This window comes from Paenibacillus sp. FW507-14B1B (assembly GCF_058781425.1).
On the sequence record NZ_JBYSWS010000001.1, the window covers coordinates 85059 to 106404 of the forward strand.

Annotated in this window: 16 protein-coding genes; 14 read left to right on the forward strand and 2 right to left on the reverse strand. The window is 44.0% G+C overall.

Annotated features, from left to right (window positions below):
* Positions 1-41 precede the first annotated feature (41 nt).
* Positions 42-1010, forward strand: coding sequence for a phosphotransferase family protein (locus AC3WJJ_RS00395; protein WP_492536983.1), 969 nt, complete (start codon positions 42-44; stop codon positions 1008-1010).
* A gap of 145 nt (positions 1011-1155) precedes the next feature.
* On the forward strand, positions 1156-1908 hold the full coding sequence (locus tag AC3WJJ_RS00400; RefSeq protein WP_492536985.1) for an N-acetylmuramoyl-L-alanine amidase family protein: 753 nt from the start codon (positions 1156-1158) through the stop codon (positions 1906-1908).
* A gap of 87 nt (positions 1909-1995) precedes the next feature.
* On the opposite strand, the gene AC3WJJ_RS00405 is transcribed toward AC3WJJ_RS00400, so the two are convergent.
* Positions 1996-2667: a DUF4097 family beta strand repeat-containing protein gene (locus AC3WJJ_RS00405; RefSeq protein ID WP_492536987.1), complete on the reverse strand. Its 672-nt coding sequence runs from the start codon at positions 2665-2667 to the stop codon at positions 1996-1998.
* Positions 2668-2853: 186 nt separating this feature from the next.
* Here AC3WJJ_RS00405 and AC3WJJ_RS00410 point away from each other — a divergent pair, with 186 nt between their 5' ends.
* From AC3WJJ_RS00410 to AC3WJJ_RS00450, 9 genes are all read left to right on the forward strand, one after another.
* Entirely contained in the window at positions 2854-2997 is a 144-nt protein-coding gene (locus AC3WJJ_RS00410; RefSeq protein ID WP_422656918.1) for a hypothetical protein, read from the forward strand.
* A gap of 31 nt (positions 2998-3028) precedes the next feature.
* Complete coding sequence (locus tag AC3WJJ_RS00415) at positions 3029-3685, forward strand: GAP family protein (RefSeq protein WP_492536989.1); 657 nt, start codon at positions 3029-3031, stop codon at positions 3683-3685.
* A gap of 271 nt (positions 3686-3956) precedes the next feature.
* Entirely contained in the window at positions 3957-5786 is a 1830-nt protein-coding gene (locus tag AC3WJJ_RS00420) for a fibronectin type III domain-containing protein (protein WP_492536991.1), read from the forward strand.
* Between the two features lie 168 nt (positions 5787-5954).
* Positions 5955-8291, forward strand: a complete 2337-nt coding sequence (locus tag AC3WJJ_RS00425) for a hypothetical protein (RefSeq protein ID WP_492536993.1) — start codon at positions 5955-5957, stop codon at positions 8289-8291.
* Positions 8292-8481: 190 nt separating this feature from the next.
* Complete coding sequence (locus AC3WJJ_RS00430) at positions 8482-9075, forward strand: TetR/AcrR family transcriptional regulator (protein WP_492536995.1); 594 nt, start codon at positions 8482-8484, stop codon at positions 9073-9075.
* Between the two features lie 28 nt (positions 9076-9103).
* Positions 9104-10423 carry a cytosine permease gene (locus tag AC3WJJ_RS00435; RefSeq protein WP_492536997.1) on the forward strand — a complete coding sequence of 440 codons (1320 nt, stop codon included), beginning with the start codon at positions 9104-9106 and terminating at the stop codon, positions 10421-10423.
* Positions 10424-10430: 7 nt separating this feature from the next.
* On the forward strand, positions 10431-11552 hold the full coding sequence (locus AC3WJJ_RS00440; RefSeq protein WP_492536999.1) for an S-methyl thiohydantoin desulfurase family protein: 1122 nt from the start codon (positions 10431-10433) through the stop codon (positions 11550-11552).
* Positions 11545-13125, forward strand: coding sequence for a hydantoinase/oxoprolinase N-terminal domain-containing protein (locus tag AC3WJJ_RS00445; RefSeq protein ID WP_492537001.1), 1581 nt, complete (start codon positions 11545-11547; stop codon positions 13123-13125). The genes AC3WJJ_RS00440 and AC3WJJ_RS00445 overlap by 8 nt, the downstream gene beginning before the upstream one ends.
* 179 nt (positions 13126-13304) lie before the next feature.
* On the forward strand, positions 13305-14450 hold the full coding sequence (locus tag AC3WJJ_RS00450) for a DUF2264 domain-containing protein (RefSeq protein WP_492537003.1): 1146 nt from the start codon (positions 13305-13307) through the stop codon (positions 14448-14450).
* Positions 14451-14691: 241 nt separating this feature from the next.
* Here the strand turns inward: AC3WJJ_RS00450 and AC3WJJ_RS00455 are convergent, their stop codons facing one another.
* Positions 14692-16302, reverse strand: a complete 1611-nt coding sequence (locus AC3WJJ_RS00455) for an extracellular solute-binding protein (RefSeq protein ID WP_492537005.1) — start codon at positions 16300-16302, stop codon at positions 14692-14694.
* 174 nt (positions 16303-16476) lie between these two features.
* Between AC3WJJ_RS00455 and AC3WJJ_RS00460 the strand changes: the two genes are divergently transcribed.
* The 3 genes from AC3WJJ_RS00460 (at position 16477) to AC3WJJ_RS00470 (ending at position 21282) form a co-directional block, all read left to right on the forward strand.
* Positions 16477-18279 (forward strand): sensor histidine kinase, encoded by a 1803-nt coding sequence (locus AC3WJJ_RS00460; protein ID WP_492537007.1) that lies wholly within the window; start codon positions 16477-16479, stop codon positions 18277-18279.
* Complete coding sequence (locus tag AC3WJJ_RS00465) at positions 18266-19696, forward strand: response regulator transcription factor (RefSeq protein WP_492537009.1); 1431 nt, start codon at positions 18266-18268, stop codon at positions 19694-19696. Before AC3WJJ_RS00460 ends, AC3WJJ_RS00465 begins: the two co-directional genes overlap by 14 nt.
* A 248-nt stretch (positions 19697-19944) precedes the next feature.
* Positions 19945-21282, forward strand: a complete 1338-nt coding sequence (locus tag AC3WJJ_RS00470; RefSeq protein ID WP_492537011.1) for an ABC transporter substrate-binding protein — start codon at positions 19945-19947, stop codon at positions 21280-21282.
* Positions 21283-21346 lie beyond the last annotated feature (64 nt).

Consider the following 21346-nt stretch of genomic DNA (forward strand, 5'->3'; position numbering starts at 1 on the left):
ACTGTTTCAATAGAATAAAAAGCGTAGAAGGAGAGTTGATGATGAAAGATGATTGGGAGCGAACGGAGGAATCTATCTCACTTGATTTCACCGAGATTGAGGACATAATTAAGCCCGCCTTTCCGAATAAAAAACTGATCTCAGCAGAACGAATCGGAACGGGGCTGAGTAATTCGAATTATAAGATTCTTATGGAAGGAAGCGACGCGCCCTATGTGTTTCGCCTATATCGCGGAGATAAGGATGTAGCAGATAAAGAACTCGCTATCTCGAAGCATGTCTCTCAATCCGTTCCTGTTGCGAACTTTGTTTATGCAGATACAACCTGTACTCACACTCGGCATCCATGGGCTGTTATGGAATGGAAGGAAGGAATTCTTCTTCGCGACTTGATTAGAAACGGAACTAAATCTGATATAATATCGGCGGCAATTTCTGTTGGTAGAAGTCTTGCAGATGTGCATCAGTATACTTTTTCTGAATCCGGTTTTTTCGATAAAGATTTAAATATCAAGGCGCCTATGACAATGGATGCCGATCGATTTCTTTCATTCATTGAGCAGAGTCTATTTCATCAGCCTTGTGGTATATGGCTAGGAGAGGAACTTATCCAACAGGTCTGGTCTTATTGCCAAAGTTATAGTCCGCTGTTGTCAGAGAGTGATGAGAAGCCAGTTCTTGTACATTCCGACTTTAATGGTTTAAACATACTCGTCCGAGATGACGTAGTAGATTGTGCTGTATCCGCTATTCTGGATTGGGAATTTGCCTTCGCATGGAATCGATATGTGGACATTGGCAATATGCTCAGATACGAAGAAGATGGTTCCTTATATGAAGAGTATTTTATTAGAGCTTACAGAGAGCAAGGAGGTATTCTTCATAAGGATTGGAGAATCCTATCTAAGCTGGAGGAACTCGTTGCATTATGTGAAATGCTAAATCATTCTACCCTGGATACACCAAGGAGGATCCATGATCTTCAGCGTTTGGTGAATCGTATCGTATAAACTGTATTATATGAACTAAATTAAAATATCATTAAAAGTGAAGTATTTTACCCCTTTTAAATAAATAACTGTTTACAATAGAAGTCATACAATGTATGGCTTCTTTTATTACTTATCATACCGACATCATAGAGAGGAAGGAACCATGATTCATTACAGAAGAAGAAAACCAATAAAAGTGATCTTGTTAATGCTTGTGGTATTTGTTGTAATGATCGGATTCAACATCATTGAGCACAGCGATTCAAGAACTCTAGCGGCTGACGATACATCTTCTGAAGTATCTTCACAATCAGATGAAGCATTGAAGAAGGTTACGAAAGTATCTTCTCCATCGCAGACATACCGGATTGCCATTGATCCAGGACATGGTGGTTCAGATCCAGGTGCCATAGGCGTTAGTGGAGCATATGAGAAAGAGTTTAATCTATCTCTTGCACAAGTCATATATGAGGCGCTTGAAGCGGATCCTATGTTTGAACCTTATATGACTAGAGAGAATGATGAATATATAGGATTAAGCGAACGAGCTGCTATGGCAAATGCATGGAATGCTGATGCTTTGATATCCATTCATGCCAATACGTATGAAGATTCAACAGTAACGGGTACAGAGACCATTTACCGGCATGAAGGAAGTAAAGCGTTGGCCGAAATCATTCAACGACATCTAACACAAGAGTTTGGACTGCGAGATCGAGGAATTAAACAAGAACGCATGCATGTGCTATCAACTGCCAAAATGCCTGCTGTGCTGATCGAGGTTGGATATCTCACGAATGCTCAAGAAGAGACCCGATTACGAAGCAAAGAAGGTCAGGAACTTGCAGCACATGCCATTGTTAATGGATTGAAGGAATTCTTAATGCAGAGTAGCCCTGAACTAGCTGAGAAGTAGATTGTTATAGATTATGACTGATAAAGACAGCCTCTTGTTCACTTCGAGTAGAGGCTGTCTTTTTTTGCGCTCAGTACAGTCTGTCTGTCATTGAACAGATATATTCCCGGAACCAGTCTTTATGTTTACCTCATATGTTCCATCTCCTGTGAAACCTTCGGTCTTTCGATTACTCTGCTTCGAACTTTCAAGAGGAATCGATATAGAGCGTCTGCCACTTCCTGTATGCAAAAGCCAGCGAACATCCGGATGTTCATCAAGAACATTTAATTCTACGTTGCCACTTGATGCCTCAACTTGAACATCGTTATGAAGCTTAGCAAAATCAAGTTTGATATTACCGCTCTTCCCGATGACCTTCAGACTATGAGATTGAAGATTAACACCCGTCATTGAACCCGATGAACCTTGCGTAATCACCTGCCCTGTGAAGTCGATTGGAACACGTACATGGAGTTCCGGCTGATGCCCAAGATTTAAGATACGAATGACGTCACTTTTTAGCTTAATATCAAGTTGCTGTTCATTACGGTCCATCACCATTCCCGGTCCATCGTCATACAAGCGTAAGGTAGCTTCGAGTGATTCGATATCGGCCGATTCTATGAATAATTTGGTGCTTCCATGATCAATGTGTATCGCTTCTATATCCTTTAGAGAGAACTGCTGAATTTCTTCGTTTCCATCAGAGTTTATGGCGCCGCAGCCACTTACCAATAGCATGATCAATACGTAAATAATAAGATTTCTGAATTTCATATAATGAACACTCCTTAGGTTTGCTAGATCTGATTGTAATAGGTGACGTAACGTCACAAGCAAGTAATAATTTAAGATTTTATCGGATTTAATATATTTCATAAAAAGACTTGAACCTGACGTTACGTCATCTTATAGGATGATCATCGACGAAATAAACGACTAGATTTCGAAAGGAGAGACAGCATGAATCGAGGAGATATGATTATTTATGTATTTGTAATTATAGGTGCTGGATTAGGATTGATAATGGATCAAGCTCTACCAGGCGTCCTTATTGGATTGGGGATTGGATATTTCATTAAGCTATCGATGAAGAAAGAGAAGTAATTGAAACAGATCTGGAGTGGAGGAGAATATCTTGAGTATAGAATTACTGCTCTCTGTCGGGGCATTAGCTTTGTTAGATATGGTGAGTCCAGCCACCATTGGGGTGACTTTGTATTTATTATTGAGGGATAGAAATCGGATCTTCTCCCGATTAATGGTGTATTTGATGACGGTAGCGGGATTCTACTTCATTGTAGGCATTTCGCTTATGCTAGGTTTGGATTTTATATTTGATGCAGCATCCAATATGCTTCAAAACCGAGTGATAAGCTGGATTACAGCGGTTGTTGGGGGAGTCTTATTTATCGCAAGTTTTTATGTTCCTACGAAGAAGGCGGCTAAACCGGTCAAGCCTAAATCTTTAAAAATGAGTGCGATGATTAGTCTTGGAGTAACGACTTCTTTATTAGAGGTAGCTACAGCACTCCCATATTTTGCAGCTATTGGACTTATGACAACAGCTCAGCTAACAATCTTTCAGTGGGTACCCATATTAGCTGCTTATAATTTCATTATGATTCTTCCGCCATTACTATTGATCGGATTACATGCTATGTTTGGCCGATTACTGCAGAAACCTCTTGAAAAATTAAGCGTGAAAATCGCCAATAGTACTGGATCGGTGCTCTCTTGGATGATGTGTATTGCTGGGCTTATTTTACTGCTTAACAGTATTGATCATTTATAGTTCACCCATAAGTGGAGTTCAGTTAACTTGTGTTTGGGATAGAAGAATTTATCCCCCTATGTCATAAATTATCCTTTCTCTTCAGATTGTCCCTTCTTGATAATAAAGCAGGAAGAACACAACAAAAATGAAGGAATTAGACGCTAGTGAGTCATCGGTATCCGTACACTGTCGAGAAAGGAGAGGGGGCTTCCGGCATTTCACCCGGGAATTTCATCGTTTTGTGCAAGCGTTATCAATTTACTCTCGTTAACAAGGAGGCTAATAACGAATGGTTCAAGACCGTTTTTCTGTTCGCAAAATATGGATGTTCGCACTTAGTTTCATCATGGTTCTTACACTGTTTCAGGTTCTAGCTGTGAATACTCCCAAAGTTCATGCCGCAGTAGCAACCAAGACGATTGTGGGCTATTGGCATAATTTCGACAATGGTTCAGGCTTTATTAAGCTGCGTGATGTCTCTTCCAAGTTTGATGTAATCAATGTCTCTTTCGCCGAGCCTACCTCAGGGGTTAGTAATGGAACGATCGGGTTTACTCCTTACAATTATACAGAATCTGAATTCAAATCAGATGTTGCATACTTACAATCTCAAGGCAAAAAAGTGATCATCTCGATCGGAGGCGCGAATGGTCAAGTACAGCTTCCAACAACGACAGCTCGTGATAACTTCGTAAATTCTGTGCGAGCGATTATTGAGAAGTATGGATTTGATGGATTGGATGTGGATTTTGAAGGTCATTCCCTTTATTTAAATTCGGGTGATAGCGATTTCAAAAATCCAACGACACCTGTCATTGTGAATTTAATATCTGCACTTCGGACGCTTAACAATTATTTTGGAACCGATACGTTTTACCTCACGATGGCTCCTGAAACATTCTTCGTGCAGCTTGGTTACAGCTTTTATGGAGGGAGCTGCATAAGTTGTGACAGCCGAGCCGGATCATATCTACCTGTCATTTATGCAACGCGTGATATTCTGGATTGGCTACAAGTACAGAACTATAATTCGGGCCCGATTACAGGACTAGATAATCAGTACCACACCATGGGAAATGCGGATTTCCATGTAGCGATGGCTGATATGCTTCTTACAGGCTTCCCTGTCGCCAAAAATAACAATCATATGTTTCCAGCATTACGTCCGGACCAAGTGCTTCTCGGTTTACCAGCTAACACCAATGCAGGTGGTGGTTTCACATCGGTTGCAGAAGTACAGAAAGCACTTGATGCTCTGATTAAAGGTAAACAATTATCCAGTTACACCACAAGGGGCAGTACAACTGGATATCCTGACTTCCGTGGAGTGATGACTTGGTCGATTAACTGGGATAAGTTTAACAACTTTGAATTTTCGAACAATCACAGGGCTTATCTGGATGCACTAACTCCTCCCGTACCTGATACACAGCCTCCAACCGTTCCTACAAATCTAGCTGTACTATCCAAAACCTCAACAACGGTTAACTTGAGCTGGACGGCCTCGACAGATAATGTAGCTGTGACCGGGTATATTATTTCGTACGGTTCTCAAACGTTAAATGTGACTGGAACGAGTGCAACGATTACCGGTCTCATCCCAGATACCAATTATGTATTTACTGTAAAAGCTAAGGATGCGGCAGGTAATCAGTCTGCAGCAAGCTCACAGCTTACGGTAAAAACAGATGTAGTTAGTACAGATCAGACGGCACCTTCAGCACCAGGGAATGTACAAATCCTCTCAACAACTTCAACGAGTGTAACACTAAGCTGGACACCTTCAACGGATAATGTTGGTGTGAGCGGATACACGATAACATATGGGACCAATATTGCTCAAACTCAGGGGACTACCGTGACAATTAGCGGACTAACCGCGAATACCAGCTATCAGTTTATCGTGACAGCACAAGATGCAGCAGGTAATATTTCTGCAGGGTCTTCAATTAGTGTAACAACGGGCCCCGCGGGGCCTGTAGGATGGAGTGCGAATGTAAGTTACAAAGTTAATGATGAAGTTACGTATGGTGGGAAAACGTACATCTGCCGTCAACCTCATACATCTCTTTCAGGGTGGGAGCCACCTAATGTCCCTGCACTCTGGTTATTGAAATGATAATACTGTTTTTCATTTTCTAATAAACGAATTGATAGCTCCATTCCCACGAATAAGCGAGGTGGAATGGAGCTTTGTTATAAAGAAAGATTGATTTGTAATGAACTAGAGGACGTGATATAAATACGGTGTCCAATAGTGATATATAAGGAGGTATGAATAACGAAGATGTTAGATCAGAGACATATCCATGTATCGCCTCATGGAAACGATGAAGATCTCGGAACGAAGATACGTCCGTATGCAACGATTGCTCGTGCCCAAGAGGAGGCACGCAAATTCCAGGGAGTAAAGACAACTGTACATATTCATGGTGGAGTGTATCACTTAATGAGAGCGCTTCATTTCAGGGCGGAGGATTCGAGAACTGAATTAGATGCTGTAAGTTATGTAGCTGTAGAAGGAGAAGACGTTATCGTTAGCGGGAGTGTACAGTTAAACTTGTCTTGGGAGGAATTTAAGGACGGTATCATGCAAGCAAATGCTCCTTCACATTTGAAGTTGGATCAGTTGTATATAGATGGGTGCCAATATCATATGGCTCGATATCCAAATTTCAGTAAAGAAACGCGCATCATGAACGGTTATGCGGCCGATAGTATTCATTCGGAGAGGGTGAGCCGGTGGGCTAGTCCCGAGGGCGGATATGTTCACGCCATGCATAGTCATCTTTGGGGGGATTACCGCTACCTGATTAAGGGTAAAGATGGAGCGAATCAACTCATCCTTGATGGCGGGTGGCAGAACAATCGACAGATGGGCATGCATGACGAGTTTCGTTATGTTGAGAATATTTTTGAAGAATTGGATGCACCCGGTGAATGGTATCATGATGAATCGACAGGCATGTTGTATGTGTATCCTTATCCGGAAACGGATTTGAAGGAGAGTATCGTTGAAGCTAGTCATCTGCCTCATCTTATTGAATTTATAGGAAGTGAAGATTCACCTGTTAGTCATATCCATATCCAAGGAATTACGTTTACACATACAACCAGAACATTTATGGAAAATAAAGAGCCGCTTTTACGAAGTGATTGGACAATCTATCGGGGCGGTGCGATTAAGATGCATGGGACGGAGAACTGTACCATTCAACAATGTACATTCCGTCAACTTGGCGGAAATGCAGTGTTCGTGGATGGCTATAATCGGCACGTCTTCGTCAAACAATGTCTTATCGAGAATGTTGGATCAAACGGGATTGCATTTGTTGGGCGGTCTGACAGTGTTCGAAGCCCACTATTTAATTATGAAGAAAGACAGAAGCTTGGGGATATAGACACTACCCCGGGACCAAAATCGAATAATTACCCAGCAGAATGTATGGTTGAAGATTGCTTGATCACAAAAATCGGACGTGTCGAGAAGCAGTCTGCCGGAGTACAAGTTTCGATGGCGCTGGACATTACCATTCGTCACTGCAGTATATACGATGTGCCAAGAGCTGGAATAAATGTATCAGAGGGAACGTTTGGAGGACATCTGATTGAGTATTGCGATGTGTTCGACACGGTACTCGAAACGGGGGATCACGGATCATTTAACTCATGGGGGCGAGACCGGTATTGGTTGCTTGAAGATGTGGACATGGATACCATACGTATGGAGGAGCATAGTGAGTTATCTAATCTGCCTAGGCTAGATATGATGAGGCCAGTGATCATCCGCAATAACCGCTGGCGTTGTGACTATGGATGGGACATAGATCTAGACGATGGATCGAGCCAGTATGAAATCTATAACAATCTTTGTCTTGCTGGAGGAATTAAGCTTCGAGAGGGTTTTGATAGGCTGTGTGAGAACAATGTGATGGTGAATAACTCATTGCATCCCCATATCTGGTTCAAGGGTAGTGAGGATATCGTGCGGGCCAATATTGTTTTTACAGCATATGCACCAATTCGTGTAGAGCAACCGTGGGGACGGGAGTGCGACTGGAACCTGCTTCATGAGAAGGGTCTTGAAGGTGTGAGGGTAGCAGAGGAGCTTCAACAACAGAGCGGGGCGGATACACATTCGATTAAAGCAGATGCGTTGTTCGTCGATCCAGCCGTAGGCGATTATCGGGTCAGGGAGAATTCACCCGCACTTACCCTCGGCTTTCGTAATTTTACGATGGATCAATTCGGCGTCAGGACCCTTAATCTACAGAAGATTGCTAGAACACCAAAACTACCACAGATTGGTGATACGGTCAGTGAATCGGGTCGTGAGCATCAGTATATGTCATGGGATCAATGCAAAGTGAAAAATATCGTTGGGATGGGCGAAGTGTCTGCCGCTGGTTTACCATCGGAAACAGGGGTCCTCATCGAGACGATACCATGGGGAAGCTGGCAGAATGAATTTGGGTTTCAGATTGCCGATGTCATATTGGAGATAAACGGTGGGATCGTTGATACCGTTGATGATTTACAGTTATTGTACGAGGCGGTTGAACATGATTTATGTGTCACGGTTTTTAGGGGACAGAAAAAAGTGATCGTTCAAGGAAAGCTGTAAAGTTAGTTTACGTCTAAGTAAGGCTATAAATGACGACTTTTCATTCAAATGATGAATGGAAGGTCGTTTTTTAATCTTAGCTCCTGTAACCCCGGAAAAAATGATATCTAACAAAACTATTGAATTTTTATACAACCAGACGTATAATTCACTTAATTAACGTTAATTAAATTTAGGATGTGACCAATTCATGACCAGAAATAAGTTGAGGGAAGCAGCCATGGTGCTCTTTGGTGAGAAGGGGTATGACGGTACGGCATTGTCTGAAATCGCTAAAGCAGTTGGGGTAAAGACGCCTGCCATCTATGCTTTTTATAAGAACAAAGAAGACTTGTTCCTCACAGCATTTAAGGAAGCCATGCATGACTACAACTCTTTCATACAGCAATTATCTGAAGAAGGAGAGACCTCGGGGGCGAGAGAGAAGCTTCATGGGGTGTTACGTAGACAATATAAATATTACATAAGTAGTAGAGAATCTAATATTTTCGTGTTGCGTACGCTTCTGTTTCCACCGACATTCCTAAAACAAGGGATAGAAGAGGCTTTCTTTGAATCTGATCAACTGTTGTCCAAGACTATTGAGGACTTCATGCTGCAAGGGATGGAGGAAGGTTCCATACCGGATCAACCAATAAAGCCGCTTGTGGATGCTTTCTTGAACTTAATGGACGGTCTGAGTATGCAGTTCTTTTATTACAACTCCAATGAAGTGTTTGAACGGAAACTGGAAAGTACCTTTGATTTGTTCTGGAGAGGTACTCAGTCTGTAGCTTTCACTTAGGAGTTGAATCAACAGGGGGAGTCTAGCCATGGGTGAAGCAAAAAGTGTAGTTCAAAGCACAAGCAACAGTGGTAAAATTCAAGATTTCGAGCGGGAGCCTGTCCCGCAGCATTTACGTAAGCATTGGTTATCTATGGCATTCGTATGGATTGCTATCGGGATTGATCTTTCTGCCATGTTTTTGGGTGCGGAGCTAGGGGCGGGAATGAATCTATCAAGCTCACTGACAGCAACCTTTATTGGATCTCTGATTTTGGGTCTTATCGGTGCACTATGTGCTTATGTAGGGGCGAAAACTGGTTTATCCACAGCGATGATCAGCCGCTTCTTGTTTGGAAATAGCGGGGCACGTATGGTTTCGGTGATATTGGGAATTTCATCCCTTGGATGGTTTGGCGTTCAAACCGGATTCTTTGCCTCTAACATGCAGACCGCTTTGTTAGATCTATGGGGCATAAAAGCTTCTTTAGGATTACTGTCATTCATAGGTGGCGTACTGATGATGTCAACTGCAATATGGGGATATCGTTCTATTGAAAGACTGAGTGTGATGTCTGTTCCCCTTCTTGTTATATTTATTTTTATTTCTTTGTTTGTTGCTTTTCATATTAATGGTACTACTGCGATCTGGGAACCGATTAGTGGGAGTCCACTTCCGATGGGGACAGCTATATCTCTTGTAATCGGCATTTTCATGTTAGGTACAGTACTTTCACCCGATATCGCACGCTGGGCACGGACACCTAAGCATGCCATTATTGCTGCATTTGTAGGATTTTTTGTAGGGAATAGCTTTATGACGATAATCGCGATCTTCTTATCTAGAGTGATGGATTCAAGTGATCTAACTGGCATATTCTTAACGATCGGACTTGGGTTCCCTGCTATTATCGTTCTTACTCTGGCACAATGGACAACCAATACCAATAATCTGTATTCCGCTTCACTAGGATTCTCGGTTGTATTCTCACGTGTTCCTAAATATATCATTACCATCGTGGCTGGATTGTTCGCAACTCTACTGGCTGTATTCGGTATTTATGATAATTTCCTCACGTTTTTAACGTTTGTAACGATGCTGATCTCACCGATTGGTGGTATTTATACGGCAGAATATTTGCTTATCAATAAGGCGAAATTCACATTCGATGGATTGGATAAGAACCAAAACTGGGTTGTGCGTTCACTTTGTGTGTGGGCAGTATCAAGTTTCTTTGCGTATATGACAACATCAGCTCCAGATGGTTTAGGATTATTTCAATTAACACAAGTTCCAGCTTTGGATGGTTTCATATTCGCATTTATTGTGCAATGGATCGTAGGAAAAGTGGCAAGTCAGAAAGGATGACAACAAGATGAGTACATTCGTATTAACGGAATTGGATGAAAAAGCAATTGAATATATAGCGGTAGGTGCTGCCGTTCTGGGAACGGGCGGTGGAGGAGATCCACATATCGGGAAACTGATGGCAATCGAGGCAATCCAAAAGCATGGGCCAGTTAAGGTTGTACGTCCGGAAGATTTAAACGATGATGATTTGATTGTACCGCTGTCCATGATTGGGGCTCCAACCGTGATGAATGAGAAAATTCCAGCGTTATCACAAATGACCAAACCCCTGGAACTTATCGAAAAGGAATTAGGAAGAAAAGTCACAGCACTCATGCCTATTGAGGTTGGAGGTGGTAACTCTCTTATTCCGGTTATTACGGCAGCGGAACGTGGAATCCCTGTGCTGGATGCGGATGCGATGGGGCGAGCTTTTCCAGAATCTCAGATGGTGACATTCTATTTAGATGGTATGGATCCATCTCCAATTACGATGGCAGATGAACGAGGGAATGGTATTCTTCTCCATGCGATTGATGGAGTATGGGAAGAGCGTATTGCTCGAGCTATTACGATACAAATGGGGGGCTCTGCGTCGATTTGTGATTACCCAGCAACAGGCGCTCAGATCAAAAAAAGTGCAATTCCGTATACCCTATCCTTGGCTTATGAAATTGGAAAAACGTTGTTTGAATCAAAAGACCTGAAGCAAAACCCTATTGAAGCATTGCTTAAGCAATTGAATGGTTATGCTCTATTCCATGGCAAAGCCGCAGATATCCGTCGCCGGATGGAAGGTGGATTTACAAGAGGAGAAGCTACATTCGAGGGAACGGGCGATCATAAGGGGCGTTCGATGAAGCTATTTTTCCAGAATGAATTCTTATTGGCGTCAGAAGATGGACAATCTTTAGCGGTAACACCTGACCTCATCTCTCTCTTGGATCAGGATACAGGAATGCCAATTACAACTGAAAATCTAAAGTATGGTGCTCGCGTGACAGCTGTTGGCTTCCCATGTGATCCCAAATGGCGCACGCCGCAGGGTCTGAATACGGTAGGTCCACAGTACTTTGGTTACGATGTTCCATATGTGCCCATTGAAGAATTAACGTCTGTACAGAAGGGAGCCAAACAACATGACTAACAACTTGCATGTGCAGATCGATGAAAATGAAGTGTACCGTATAGGTATCGACGTAGGTGGTACGAATACGGATGCTGCGCTTCTGGATTCAAGATTGAACACGATTCACACGGTAAAAGTGCATACAACCCGAGATGTGAACGATGGTATCGTGGAAGCTGTGCGTAGATTGCTATCTGAGAGTGGTGTGAACCCAGCGCAGGTGAAGTACGCAATGCTCGGTACAACACACTGTACCAATGCCATTGTCGAGCGGAAGCACCTGGGTAAAGTTGGACTTATTCGACTGGGCGCACCGGCAACAACAGCCGTTCCTCCTCTTGCTGGCTGGGATCATACGCTCAAAGCAGCGGTAGGAACCCATGCGTATATGGCTAAAGGTGGCTATGAGTATGACGGTCGTACCATAGTAGACATGGACGAATCTGAGATTAAGGAACTTGCCGAACGAATGAGAGGAGAGGTGGACGCTGTTGCAATCTGCGGCGTGTTCTCTCCAGTGAATACTTCACAAGAAAAGCGTGCTGCGGAAATTGTGCAGTCTGTATTAGGTGCTGATATGTCAGTCACACTCTCGCACGAGATTGGTAGTATTGGGCTCTTGGAACGAGAGAATGCTTCTCTGTTAAACGGTGCTCTTCTAGGTGTAATCTCAGGTGTTGTCAAAGGATTTGAAACGGCACTTGGCCAGTTTGGTATCAAAGCGAGTGTGTATATCTGTCAAAATGACGGAACGTTGATGCGAAGCGACTATGCACTTCGGTATCCTATTCTGACGATTGCTTGCGGACCAACGAACTCGATTCGCGGCGCTGCACATCTATCTGGTCTTCAAGATGCACTTGTGCTCGATATCGGCGGAACAACGACGGACGTTGGCGTTCTTACCCAAGGGTTCCCACGCCAATCTTCAACGGCTGTTGAACTCGGCGGGGTACGCACGAATTTCCGTATGCCAGATATTCTCTCCATTGGTATCGGTGGAGGTACAATCGTTCGATCTGGTGAAGATGGTGTTACAGTTGGTCCAGACAGCGTAGGGTACGAGCTACTGAAGCGAGGTCTTATTTTTGGAGGAGATACACTAACGGCAACGGACGTTGTGGTTAAGCTGGGCCGAGCTGAATGGGCAGATGCTCTTACGGATGATATTGATGAACAGATCTGCCGCCGCGCAGATGAGATTATGACTCAAGATATTGAAGATGCTATTGATCGAATGAAGACGAGCGCTGATCCGGTAGATGTTATTCTGGTAGGGGGCGGAAGTATCCTCGTAGCTGATGAACTGTCCGGCGTATCTCGTATTGTTCGACCAGATCATTATGATGCAGCGAATGCGATCGGTGCTGCTCTGGGTGAAGTCAGTGGGGAAACAGAGCGAATCTATTCTCTCGATGATATGACGTATGATGAGGTTATGAAGGAAGCTCGCCGTCATGCAATAGAACAGGCAGTACTTGCTGGTGCCGATCCAGACACGGTTCAAATTGTATTCACTGAAGATATTCCGATTGCATACTTACCAGGCAATGCTTTGCTCGTGAAGGTGAAGGCGGCGGGTAGACTTTAATTTAATAGTAATTCAAAACAGGCGTCTTTTGAGAAGGGAGTGACCCTTCGAGGAAGACGCTTGTTTTTTTGCTATATATAGAACGTATAGAAGAAAGGGTTCATGTTAGAAGGAATATAATGTATTCTATCGAAAAGGTAAGTTAACTAATCAGACAGTGGAAAGTAGGGATGCTTACAATGAATGGTACAGAACAGCGTAAATACTGGGTAGATACGATGATTAGAATTGGTGACCCCGTGTTATCTTCCTTGGCTCAAAGAAAGTTACGGGAACAGCTGCCCATAGAATTTCATAGAGAGCGCAGTCACTTTGCTCATCTTGAAGCCTTTGCTCGTCTGGCCTGCGGCATAGCTCCTTGGCTCGAATTGCAGGATCTGGATGGAGAAGAGGAACAACGTAGACTTAAATATACCGAGTTAATGCTACAATCACTGGACGCGGCTACAGATCAGGATTCGCCTGATTATATGGACTTTGATTCCATCGGTCAACCGTTGGTGGATGCTGCGTTCCTAGCCCATGCTCTTGTACGTTCTCCCCGTAATATTACAAGTAAACTGGATGATCGGGTTAAGAAGAATCTGATTTCGGCCTTCAAAAAAACACGCCATATGATACCCGGGCCCAACAACTGGCTGTTATTCAGTGCAATGGTGGAAGCAGGCATATATATTCTGGGTGACCCAGAGTATGACAAAGTGCGCGTCAATTATGCTATTCGTATGTTTATGGATTGGTACAAAGGAGACGGCATATATGGAGACGGAAAGGATTATCATTGGGATTATTACAATAGCTTTGTGATTCAACCGATGCTGGTTGATCTCATCCATCTTTTTGAACAGGATTCATATGCATATACAGGTTTCAAGCCGATCATTCTTGAACGAGCTAAGAGATATGCATCGATTCTGGAACGGATGATCTCACCTGATGGGACGTATCCCTTGATCGGACGATCACTTACATATCGTTTCGGTGCGTTTCAGCATTTGGGACAAGCGGCATTGCAGCATTTCTTAGACGAAAAAATTAATCCAGCTCAGGTACGTTGTGCGCTTACTGCCGTTATTAGGCGTACCATGGAAGTACCCGGAAATTTTGATGACAACGGTTGGCTGCGCCCGGGCGTATATGGTTATCAGCCAAATCTTGCAGAAGCATATATTAATACCGGCAGCTTATATTTATGTTCTGCAGTATTCCTACCGCTGGGCTTATCGCCCTCTGATGAATTTTGGTCTGCGCCAAATGCGAAGTGGACCTCCCAGTTATTATTGTCTGGTGAAGACTTACTGGCTGATCATTCGATTGAAGCCTGATTGTGGTGATTCACTACCTCAGCCTTCCATAAACTCATTCAGGATGTTCTTTCCGTCTTGAACTGTTGAAGGGGGAGGTCCTTATCAATCTCTCTGTTCAACTCGAAGTAGAACAACAACCACCCCGGATCTCTCATGAAGAGAGATGTACAGGGTGGTTGTTTGTGTATTTACTTTCCGTTGCCCTCGCAGTGCACTTGAATCAACTTGGAAGCGAGGTCTCCATTTTGTTAGGAGATTATTAATAATCTGGGTGCAGCAGCTTTTCGTTCACTTCTCGGATGGCTTGCTGCAGCCCCATCTGATTATAGGTTTTGATATTCTCACGCCATAACTTGATAGGATCTTCCGTGCTTAGTGCGACTTCCGTCAGATCTTCTATCGGATTAATGGAAGCACTTATGTTGTCTTTATGCGGCGTCGAGAGCGAGATGATTGAATATTTAAACGGGGTGGCCCTTGCATTTCTCAATAGCCAGCGCATTTCCTCGAGACAAGCGAGAATATTTCGTTCCCCATATTTGATTTTGTTCATTTCGTCGAGAGGATAGGTTCGTTCCAGCCCCCAAGAAGCAAGCGAATGCAAGGTGTTCGTCGAAGGATACAGCTTCTGAATGCTGACAGGTTGTCCTGACGCTTCGCGAGGTCGTGTAATCACGATCTGATCGTCGATCTCCACATAGTCTTTACCCTCAATCCCGTACTGCATTAATTTTTTCCCTTCGGGTGAGAGGAGATAATCATAAAGCTGTAAGATACGATCCATTTTCTCTTCATTTACATTCGCACTGAAATAACTCTCCGTTGAATAGGTTGGAGCGACATAGAAGTAGCGATTTCCATCTTCCGCAGGCCATAAATGCAAGATTTTGACCGCATCGTAGAAATCTTGTTTTGGATTAGATTTGTTCCACAGTTCAACGAGCTTGCTCATGCTCTCCGGCGTCCCTTTATAGACCAAGGCGCCAGCTTTTCCCTGCGTGAATTTGGCGATCGCATCATCTTCCTTCATGAGGAAGAAGTTCGGATCAAGCCCTTCACTCTGATACAATTGGCGGAATTGTAAGGCAACCTGCTCCATCTTTTGCGAGGCGTAATAAGGAATCCATTCATTGTTCTCCTGGACCCACTGATTCGCAGCGAATTGCGGGAAGGTCGGACTGAATACCCAAGAAAGATAGTTCATGCTTGCGGCAGTTAAACCCACGGTATCCTGCAGACCATTGCCATCCGGATCATCTTTGGTGAACGACTCGAGCAACGCTGCGAACTCTTCGAAATTGCGCGGGTCGGCGCGGTTCAGGTGATCCATCCAGTCTTGACGGACGAATACGATGCGTTCCATCATCCATAGATCGTTAGTTGGGTAAGCGATGCGCGGCAGCATATACAATTTTTTTTCTCGGCGCAGTGCGAGCGTATCGGGAATTTGTGCAATTTTGTAGACGTTGGGATATTTCGATAGATCGCTTGGCAGTGGTCGAATGAGGTTTTGTTTGATCCAATCGGCATAGATGCCAGGTGAATTGATGACGAGGGAATGGGCGAATAAATCGGGGAAATTACCTGAAGCGGCCCATACTTTGAATTTCTCCTCGTGGTCTGTCTGGCTCACTTGAATTGGCTTGAAGGTAATATTGAAGTCATGTTCGAGCTTCTGAAGCACAGCATCCTTCTTCTCGAAGTCTCTGCCGATGTCCCAAAAGGAGATTGAGATGGTGAGAGGGTTGCCGATCTCAGACGTGGGAGCAGGCGACTTTGCTTCGTTCTCATCCGTCTGCTTGCATCCCGTAACTATCGTGATGAATATGGCGGTGAATAGCAGTATGACGTAATTTTTGATACGAACCATTCCACCACTCCTTGTATTTATGCTATTAAAAGAATAGTAATGGAAAAGTTTCATCGAGTAAATAGTTTTGCCCCAACGTATGGGAAAATTTATGATAAGATATCAATTGTAGATGCTACTTTTAGTAGCGGTGTATGATACGTTTAGTAGCCGTATGTGCTAGGGGGACAAGCAGTGGTCTTTTATCGTAAACTATCGATTCGTTCGCAGCTGCTGTTCATCGCACTGCTTATTACAGCGGTGCTGTTGTTCATCATTATGACGACGTATGTTCAAATGTCTAGCATTATTAGTAATAATAACGAACAGCACACAACAGCGATGAGTGCACAGATCAAGGAGACGGTGCATGCGAACCGGGATGTTATCGATCGGCTCATGGCGAATATCGCCTATAATCAAGATGTGCAAAATTTCCTCACTGAACAGAATAACTTGCAAGTCTACGGATATTCCAAGCGAATCAATAGTCTGCTCATCAATATGACGACGCTTAAGGAAGGCATTCTGGATATTGTGATTCAAGGTGAGAATGGACGTTGGTATGATCTATTCGGAGGCAAGCGGTGGACGGCACCGTTCACAGATAGACTCGCTCCGAAGGACGGAATACATTATTTCGGCTTACAGCATTTTGAAGGTGCCTATCAGGTTGAGAACAGTCTGCTCGTCGGGATGAAGATCAAGTCTTTTCAATCAGGAGATCGGTTCACCTCGGTCATTGGAACGTTATTCTTCGTCATTGATCCCAAAGCGTTAATCGGTTCATCCGGTTCGATCTCGAAGCAATATGCGATGCAATCGTATTTGGTGGATCGAGATAATAAAATTTTCTCGAGTAATGACCCGAATGAAGTCGGCAGTGTACTGAACGCGATGATTACAAGCGATGCCCCGCCCGGAAAATCGAGGAATGTTGAACTGAATGGGACCCAATATATCGTGCAGACGGAAGACTTACCGGAAATCAACAGCGCGATTATCAGTATCATACCCGAGGATGAGCTGCTGCGGGATATATCGAAAATACGAAAGCTGGAGCTGATTATTCTCATTATTGGGGCCGTGATGATGTTCATCTTGTTCAAACTTGTTATTAGCAACATCCTGTACCCGCTCAAGAAACTGATGGCCTTCATTAATAACATCAAACGAGGGGATCTCGATACACTCAAAAATCGGATCCATCTGCAAGGTTACGCGGAGATCACAGTGATGTCGAACGGGCTGAACAATATGCTGGACGAAGTAGATACTCTGACGCGGCAGCTCTTAGAGTCGAATGCGATGCTCTTTGAAGCAGAGCTGGAGAAGAAGAAATCGGAGCTATCATTCTTACGCAGTCAGATCAATCCGCATTTTCTATATAATACGCTCGAAATGGTCAAAGGCATGGCTGCCGTCAAGGGTGCACATGAAATTCGAGAAATTGCCAAAGCGTTAGGGCAGATCTTCAGATACAGCATAAAAGGGGGAGACACCGTATCGCTTAAGACGGAGATGGGAGTCGTCGAGTCGTACATTCAAATCCAACAAATTCGATTCGGGGATCGGTTCCAGGTGCATTATGAGATCGCAGAGGATACATGGATGTGCCAGATTCCGAAGATGATTTTTCAGCCACTCGTCGAGAATGCCGTATTTCACGGACTGGAGCTGAAAGAAGATCAAGGGACGTTGACGGTTAGAAGTGTACTAAACGAGCGGCAGGAACTCATCATTACAGTTAAAGATAATGGACTAGGGATCGATCCCGGCCGGCTGCGCCAGATCCAGCATGCGCTGAATCAATACGAGAACACGGAGCGTGATCCAGAGGAACCACAAATTTCGAGTATCGGTCTTGCAAATGTGAATAATCGAATTAAGCTGACATATGGCCATCCCTATGGATTGTCGATCGATAGCATCTATGGGGAAGGTACGCAGATTCAATTACTGATGCCAACGAGGGGGAAGGAACATGGATCGATATAGCGTATTCATTGTCGATGACGAGAGCTGGGTCGTAGAGAGTCTGAAGGTAAGTGTGGATTGGAAGCAGTACGGATTCGAGGTTGTCGGCGAGGCCTATAACGGGCTAGAAGCGCTTCAGTCCATTCGGGACATGAAGCCGGACGTTGTCTTCACCGATATTCGGATGCCGGGGATGAGCGGTCTTGAACTGATAAAGAAGGGGTCTGAGCTGCCCTACCTTCCAAAATTCGTCGTTGTTAGCGGTTATGCGGAATTCGCTTATGCGCAGCGGGCATTGAATTATGGCGCGACTGCTTACTGCCTCAAGCCATACGATGATGAAGAGATTGCACATTTACTCAAGAAACTAAAAAAGACTTTAAATATGGAGCGCGATCGTTCCGAGACCCAGTTGATTCAGCTACTAGCCGACAATAATGAGGACAGCATCGAGAAAATTAAGGAAGCGCTGGAGATCCGAGGGCTGCACATGGATAGTGGACAAGCGGCGGGGCTCATGGTTTGTACGAGTGAGGGAGATCCCTTCGTCCATTTGGATGCAATTCGGATTCGTATCGGTAAATCCAAAATGTTGTACATGATGGCTTATGACCAGCTGGAGGTTGTGATGTCTGAGCTGGAGACGCATCTGCCGGATGGCGTTCGAGGGATTGGGGTTAGCGGTAAGATTTACGACTACCGAATCATCAGTAAGGAGCTGGAGCATGCGACATTGCTCTCAAATCAGTATTTTATGACAGGGCATGCGGGGGTATATCGGTGGATTCCCACATCACGCGGTGTACTGAAGGAGACGTTCAAGAAAATTGGTACGGCGATCACGAATCAAGATCACACAGCGCTAGGACAGCTCTCCGATGAAGTCAGCATGTTATTTCAACAAGAAGGGTACACAGTCAAAGATGCGCTTCGGTTTTATAATGTCACATTGTCCTTTCTCTACCTCCTAGATGAGGATCAGCAAGAGCAGATGGTGATGAGCTACGAGCAGCTGATGGATCATTTCGAGAATGTCACAGATATGAATGCGTACTTAAGAAGCTTATCAATGAAGTTAATCCGTAGGCTGCCTGAATATGAGACGAGAGAGACGACGAATGAGACCTTCGTGTCGATCTTGCAATATGTTCATGAGAATTACCGAAGTACGATCACGATTCAGAGTCTCACGCAGAAATATTACATTAATCCGAACTACTTGAGCCAATTGTTCAAAAAAGAAGTCGGCGAGACGTTTACCTCCTATATGACGAGATTGCGAATAACCAATGCGTGCAGTTTATTGGAGCAGACGAGATTGCGGGTGACAGAAATTGCGGAGAAAGTAGGGTATCAGGACTATTTTTATTTCACAAGAATGTTCAAGAAGATTACGGGACATACCCCAACGCAATTTAGGGAACAAAGAGCAAAGTAAACAATCAAATTAAGCTTAACGATTACTTCACTATGCACAAATCTTAGTTTTACTATGGATGATTGTTGGATGTTATGACAGGGGAGTTGTTTTCCCTGTTTTTTTGTGGCTTCTTATGTAAAAAAACAACTAAAATATGTGAATACAACATTGACACAAATTGTTCTACAGTAAATACAGACAAATTGTAAGCGATTACAGATTGTTGAGATTTAGTAAATTCAACTTCAAAACGAGGGGGAAATGAATTGAAAAAATTTAGAGCATGGACCATGATACTCATTTTGACGATGGTAATCTCGATTATCGGGTGTTCAAGCGGCGGCAGCAATACCGCCGAGAAGCCCGCGGACACCACCAAGCAGACGGATACGACGGATACGACAACAACGACAACCGAACCTTCGGAAACAGAGCCGAAGGAAGAAGAGAGCATGGATTTCGGCGGGAAGCCGCTTCGTATTGGCCAGTGGTGGGGTATGGATGCCTATTTGAATGATGAAGAAAAGGAAAGACAGAAGAAAGTGGAAGAGAAATACAATACGAAAATTGAATATGTGACGGTTGAGGATACAAATTCGCGTCTGATCACCTCTTCGGTAGCTGGCGAACCATTCGCAGATATCGTTATGATTCCGCTTCGTGAAGCGTTCCCGAAACTGGTTATCGAAGGATATGTGCAAGCGATCGACGACAAGCTTGACTTGAATAACCCAGCATTCGGCAAGAACCCTGTTACGTTATCAAATGGTAAATACCAAGGCAAGCAATATGGCGTAACACTGCCGTACACGGAAAGCCACGGCTTGTATTACGACAAGACGATGTTGACGAAGATGGGTCTGCCAGATCCGTACGAATTGCAAGAAAAAGGCGAATGGACATGGGATAATTTCCTCGACATTCTGAAGAAAGTCAAAGCGAACGGCAAGAAGCCGCTCTACGTGGATAGCCCGCAGCTCTTAGCCTTCTCCTTGATCGCGACGAACGAAGGTCAGATCGAAGATGATACGACGAACAAAATTACGATGGATGAGCCAAATGCGATGGAAGCGATTCAATTCTTCAGCGATTTATACAATGTCCATAAAGTTGTAGACTCCGAACAGAATTTCGGCAGCGGTGAAGAAGCATTCGTTAACGGTTATCGGTGGGATAACCTCGGCTATGTTAAAGACAAACCGAACGATATCGGCTATGTATTCTTCCCGAAAGGTCCGAAGGCTACTGATTATGTAACACCATATGACAAGATGAATATGTGGTATATTCCGTCCGGTGTGAAGAATGCGAAGGCCGTTCTAGCGGCATGGAGTGAGCTGTATGAGTTCGATGTCGAGAAGGGCAAACAAATTCAGCTGCAAAAAGAAGAGCCAAACATGAAGAACAAAGAATCGCTCGATACGATGAAGAAAATGTTCGACAGCACGTATAAGGTCATCAACTATAAAGCGTACGTTGGTCTCTCGGATGTCGTAGAAGAAGCATTCAAGAATATTGCTAGCGGCAAGGAATCACCTGCACAAGCGATACAGCGTGTGAAACCGATGGCGCAAGCGGCGATGGATGTTACGACGAAGAAGTAAACCATTTTTGCAAATGATGTAATCGAGTACCCCGAAGCATCTCACTGCTAGGGGTACTTCCATT

Coding starts and splice junctions, on each gene's coding strand:
- AC3WJJ_RS00395 (WP_492536983.1), top strand. CDS start 42: ATGAAAGATGATTGGGAGCGAACGGAGGAATCTATCTCACTTGATTTC.
- AC3WJJ_RS00400 (WP_492536985.1), top strand. CDS start 1,156: ATGATTCATTACAGAAGAAGAAAACCAATAAAAGTGATCTTGTTAATG.
- AC3WJJ_RS00405 (WP_492536987.1), bottom strand. CDS start 2,667: ATGAAATTCAGAAATCTTATTATTTACGTATTGATCATGCTATTGGTA.
- AC3WJJ_RS00410 (WP_422656918.1), top strand. CDS start 2,854: ATGAATCGAGGAGATATGATTATTTATGTATTTGTAATTATAGGTGCT.
- AC3WJJ_RS00420 (WP_492536991.1), top strand. CDS start 3,957: ATGGTTCAAGACCGTTTTTCTGTTCGCAAAATATGGATGTTCGCACTT.
- AC3WJJ_RS00425 (WP_492536993.1), top strand. CDS start 5,955: ATGTTAGATCAGAGACATATCCATGTATCGCCTCATGGAAACGATGAA.
- AC3WJJ_RS00430 (WP_492536995.1), top strand. CDS start 8,482: ATGACCAGAAATAAGTTGAGGGAAGCAGCCATGGTGCTCTTTGGTGAG.
- AC3WJJ_RS00435 (WP_492536997.1), top strand. CDS start 9,104: ATGGGTGAAGCAAAAAGTGTAGTTCAAAGCACAAGCAACAGTGGTAAA.
- AC3WJJ_RS00440 (WP_492536999.1), top strand. CDS start 10,431: ATGAGTACATTCGTATTAACGGAATTGGATGAAAAAGCAATTGAATAT.
- AC3WJJ_RS00445 (WP_492537001.1), top strand. CDS start 11,545: ATGACTAACAACTTGCATGTGCAGATCGATGAAAATGAAGTGTACCGT.
- AC3WJJ_RS00450 (WP_492537003.1), top strand. CDS start 13,305: ATGAATGGTACAGAACAGCGTAAATACTGGGTAGATACGATGATTAGA.
- AC3WJJ_RS00455 (WP_492537005.1), bottom strand. CDS start 16,302: ATGGTTCGTATCAAAAATTACGTCATACTGCTATTCACCGCCATATTC.
- AC3WJJ_RS00465 (WP_492537009.1), top strand. CDS start 18,266: ATGGATCGATATAGCGTATTCATTGTCGATGACGAGAGCTGGGTCGTA.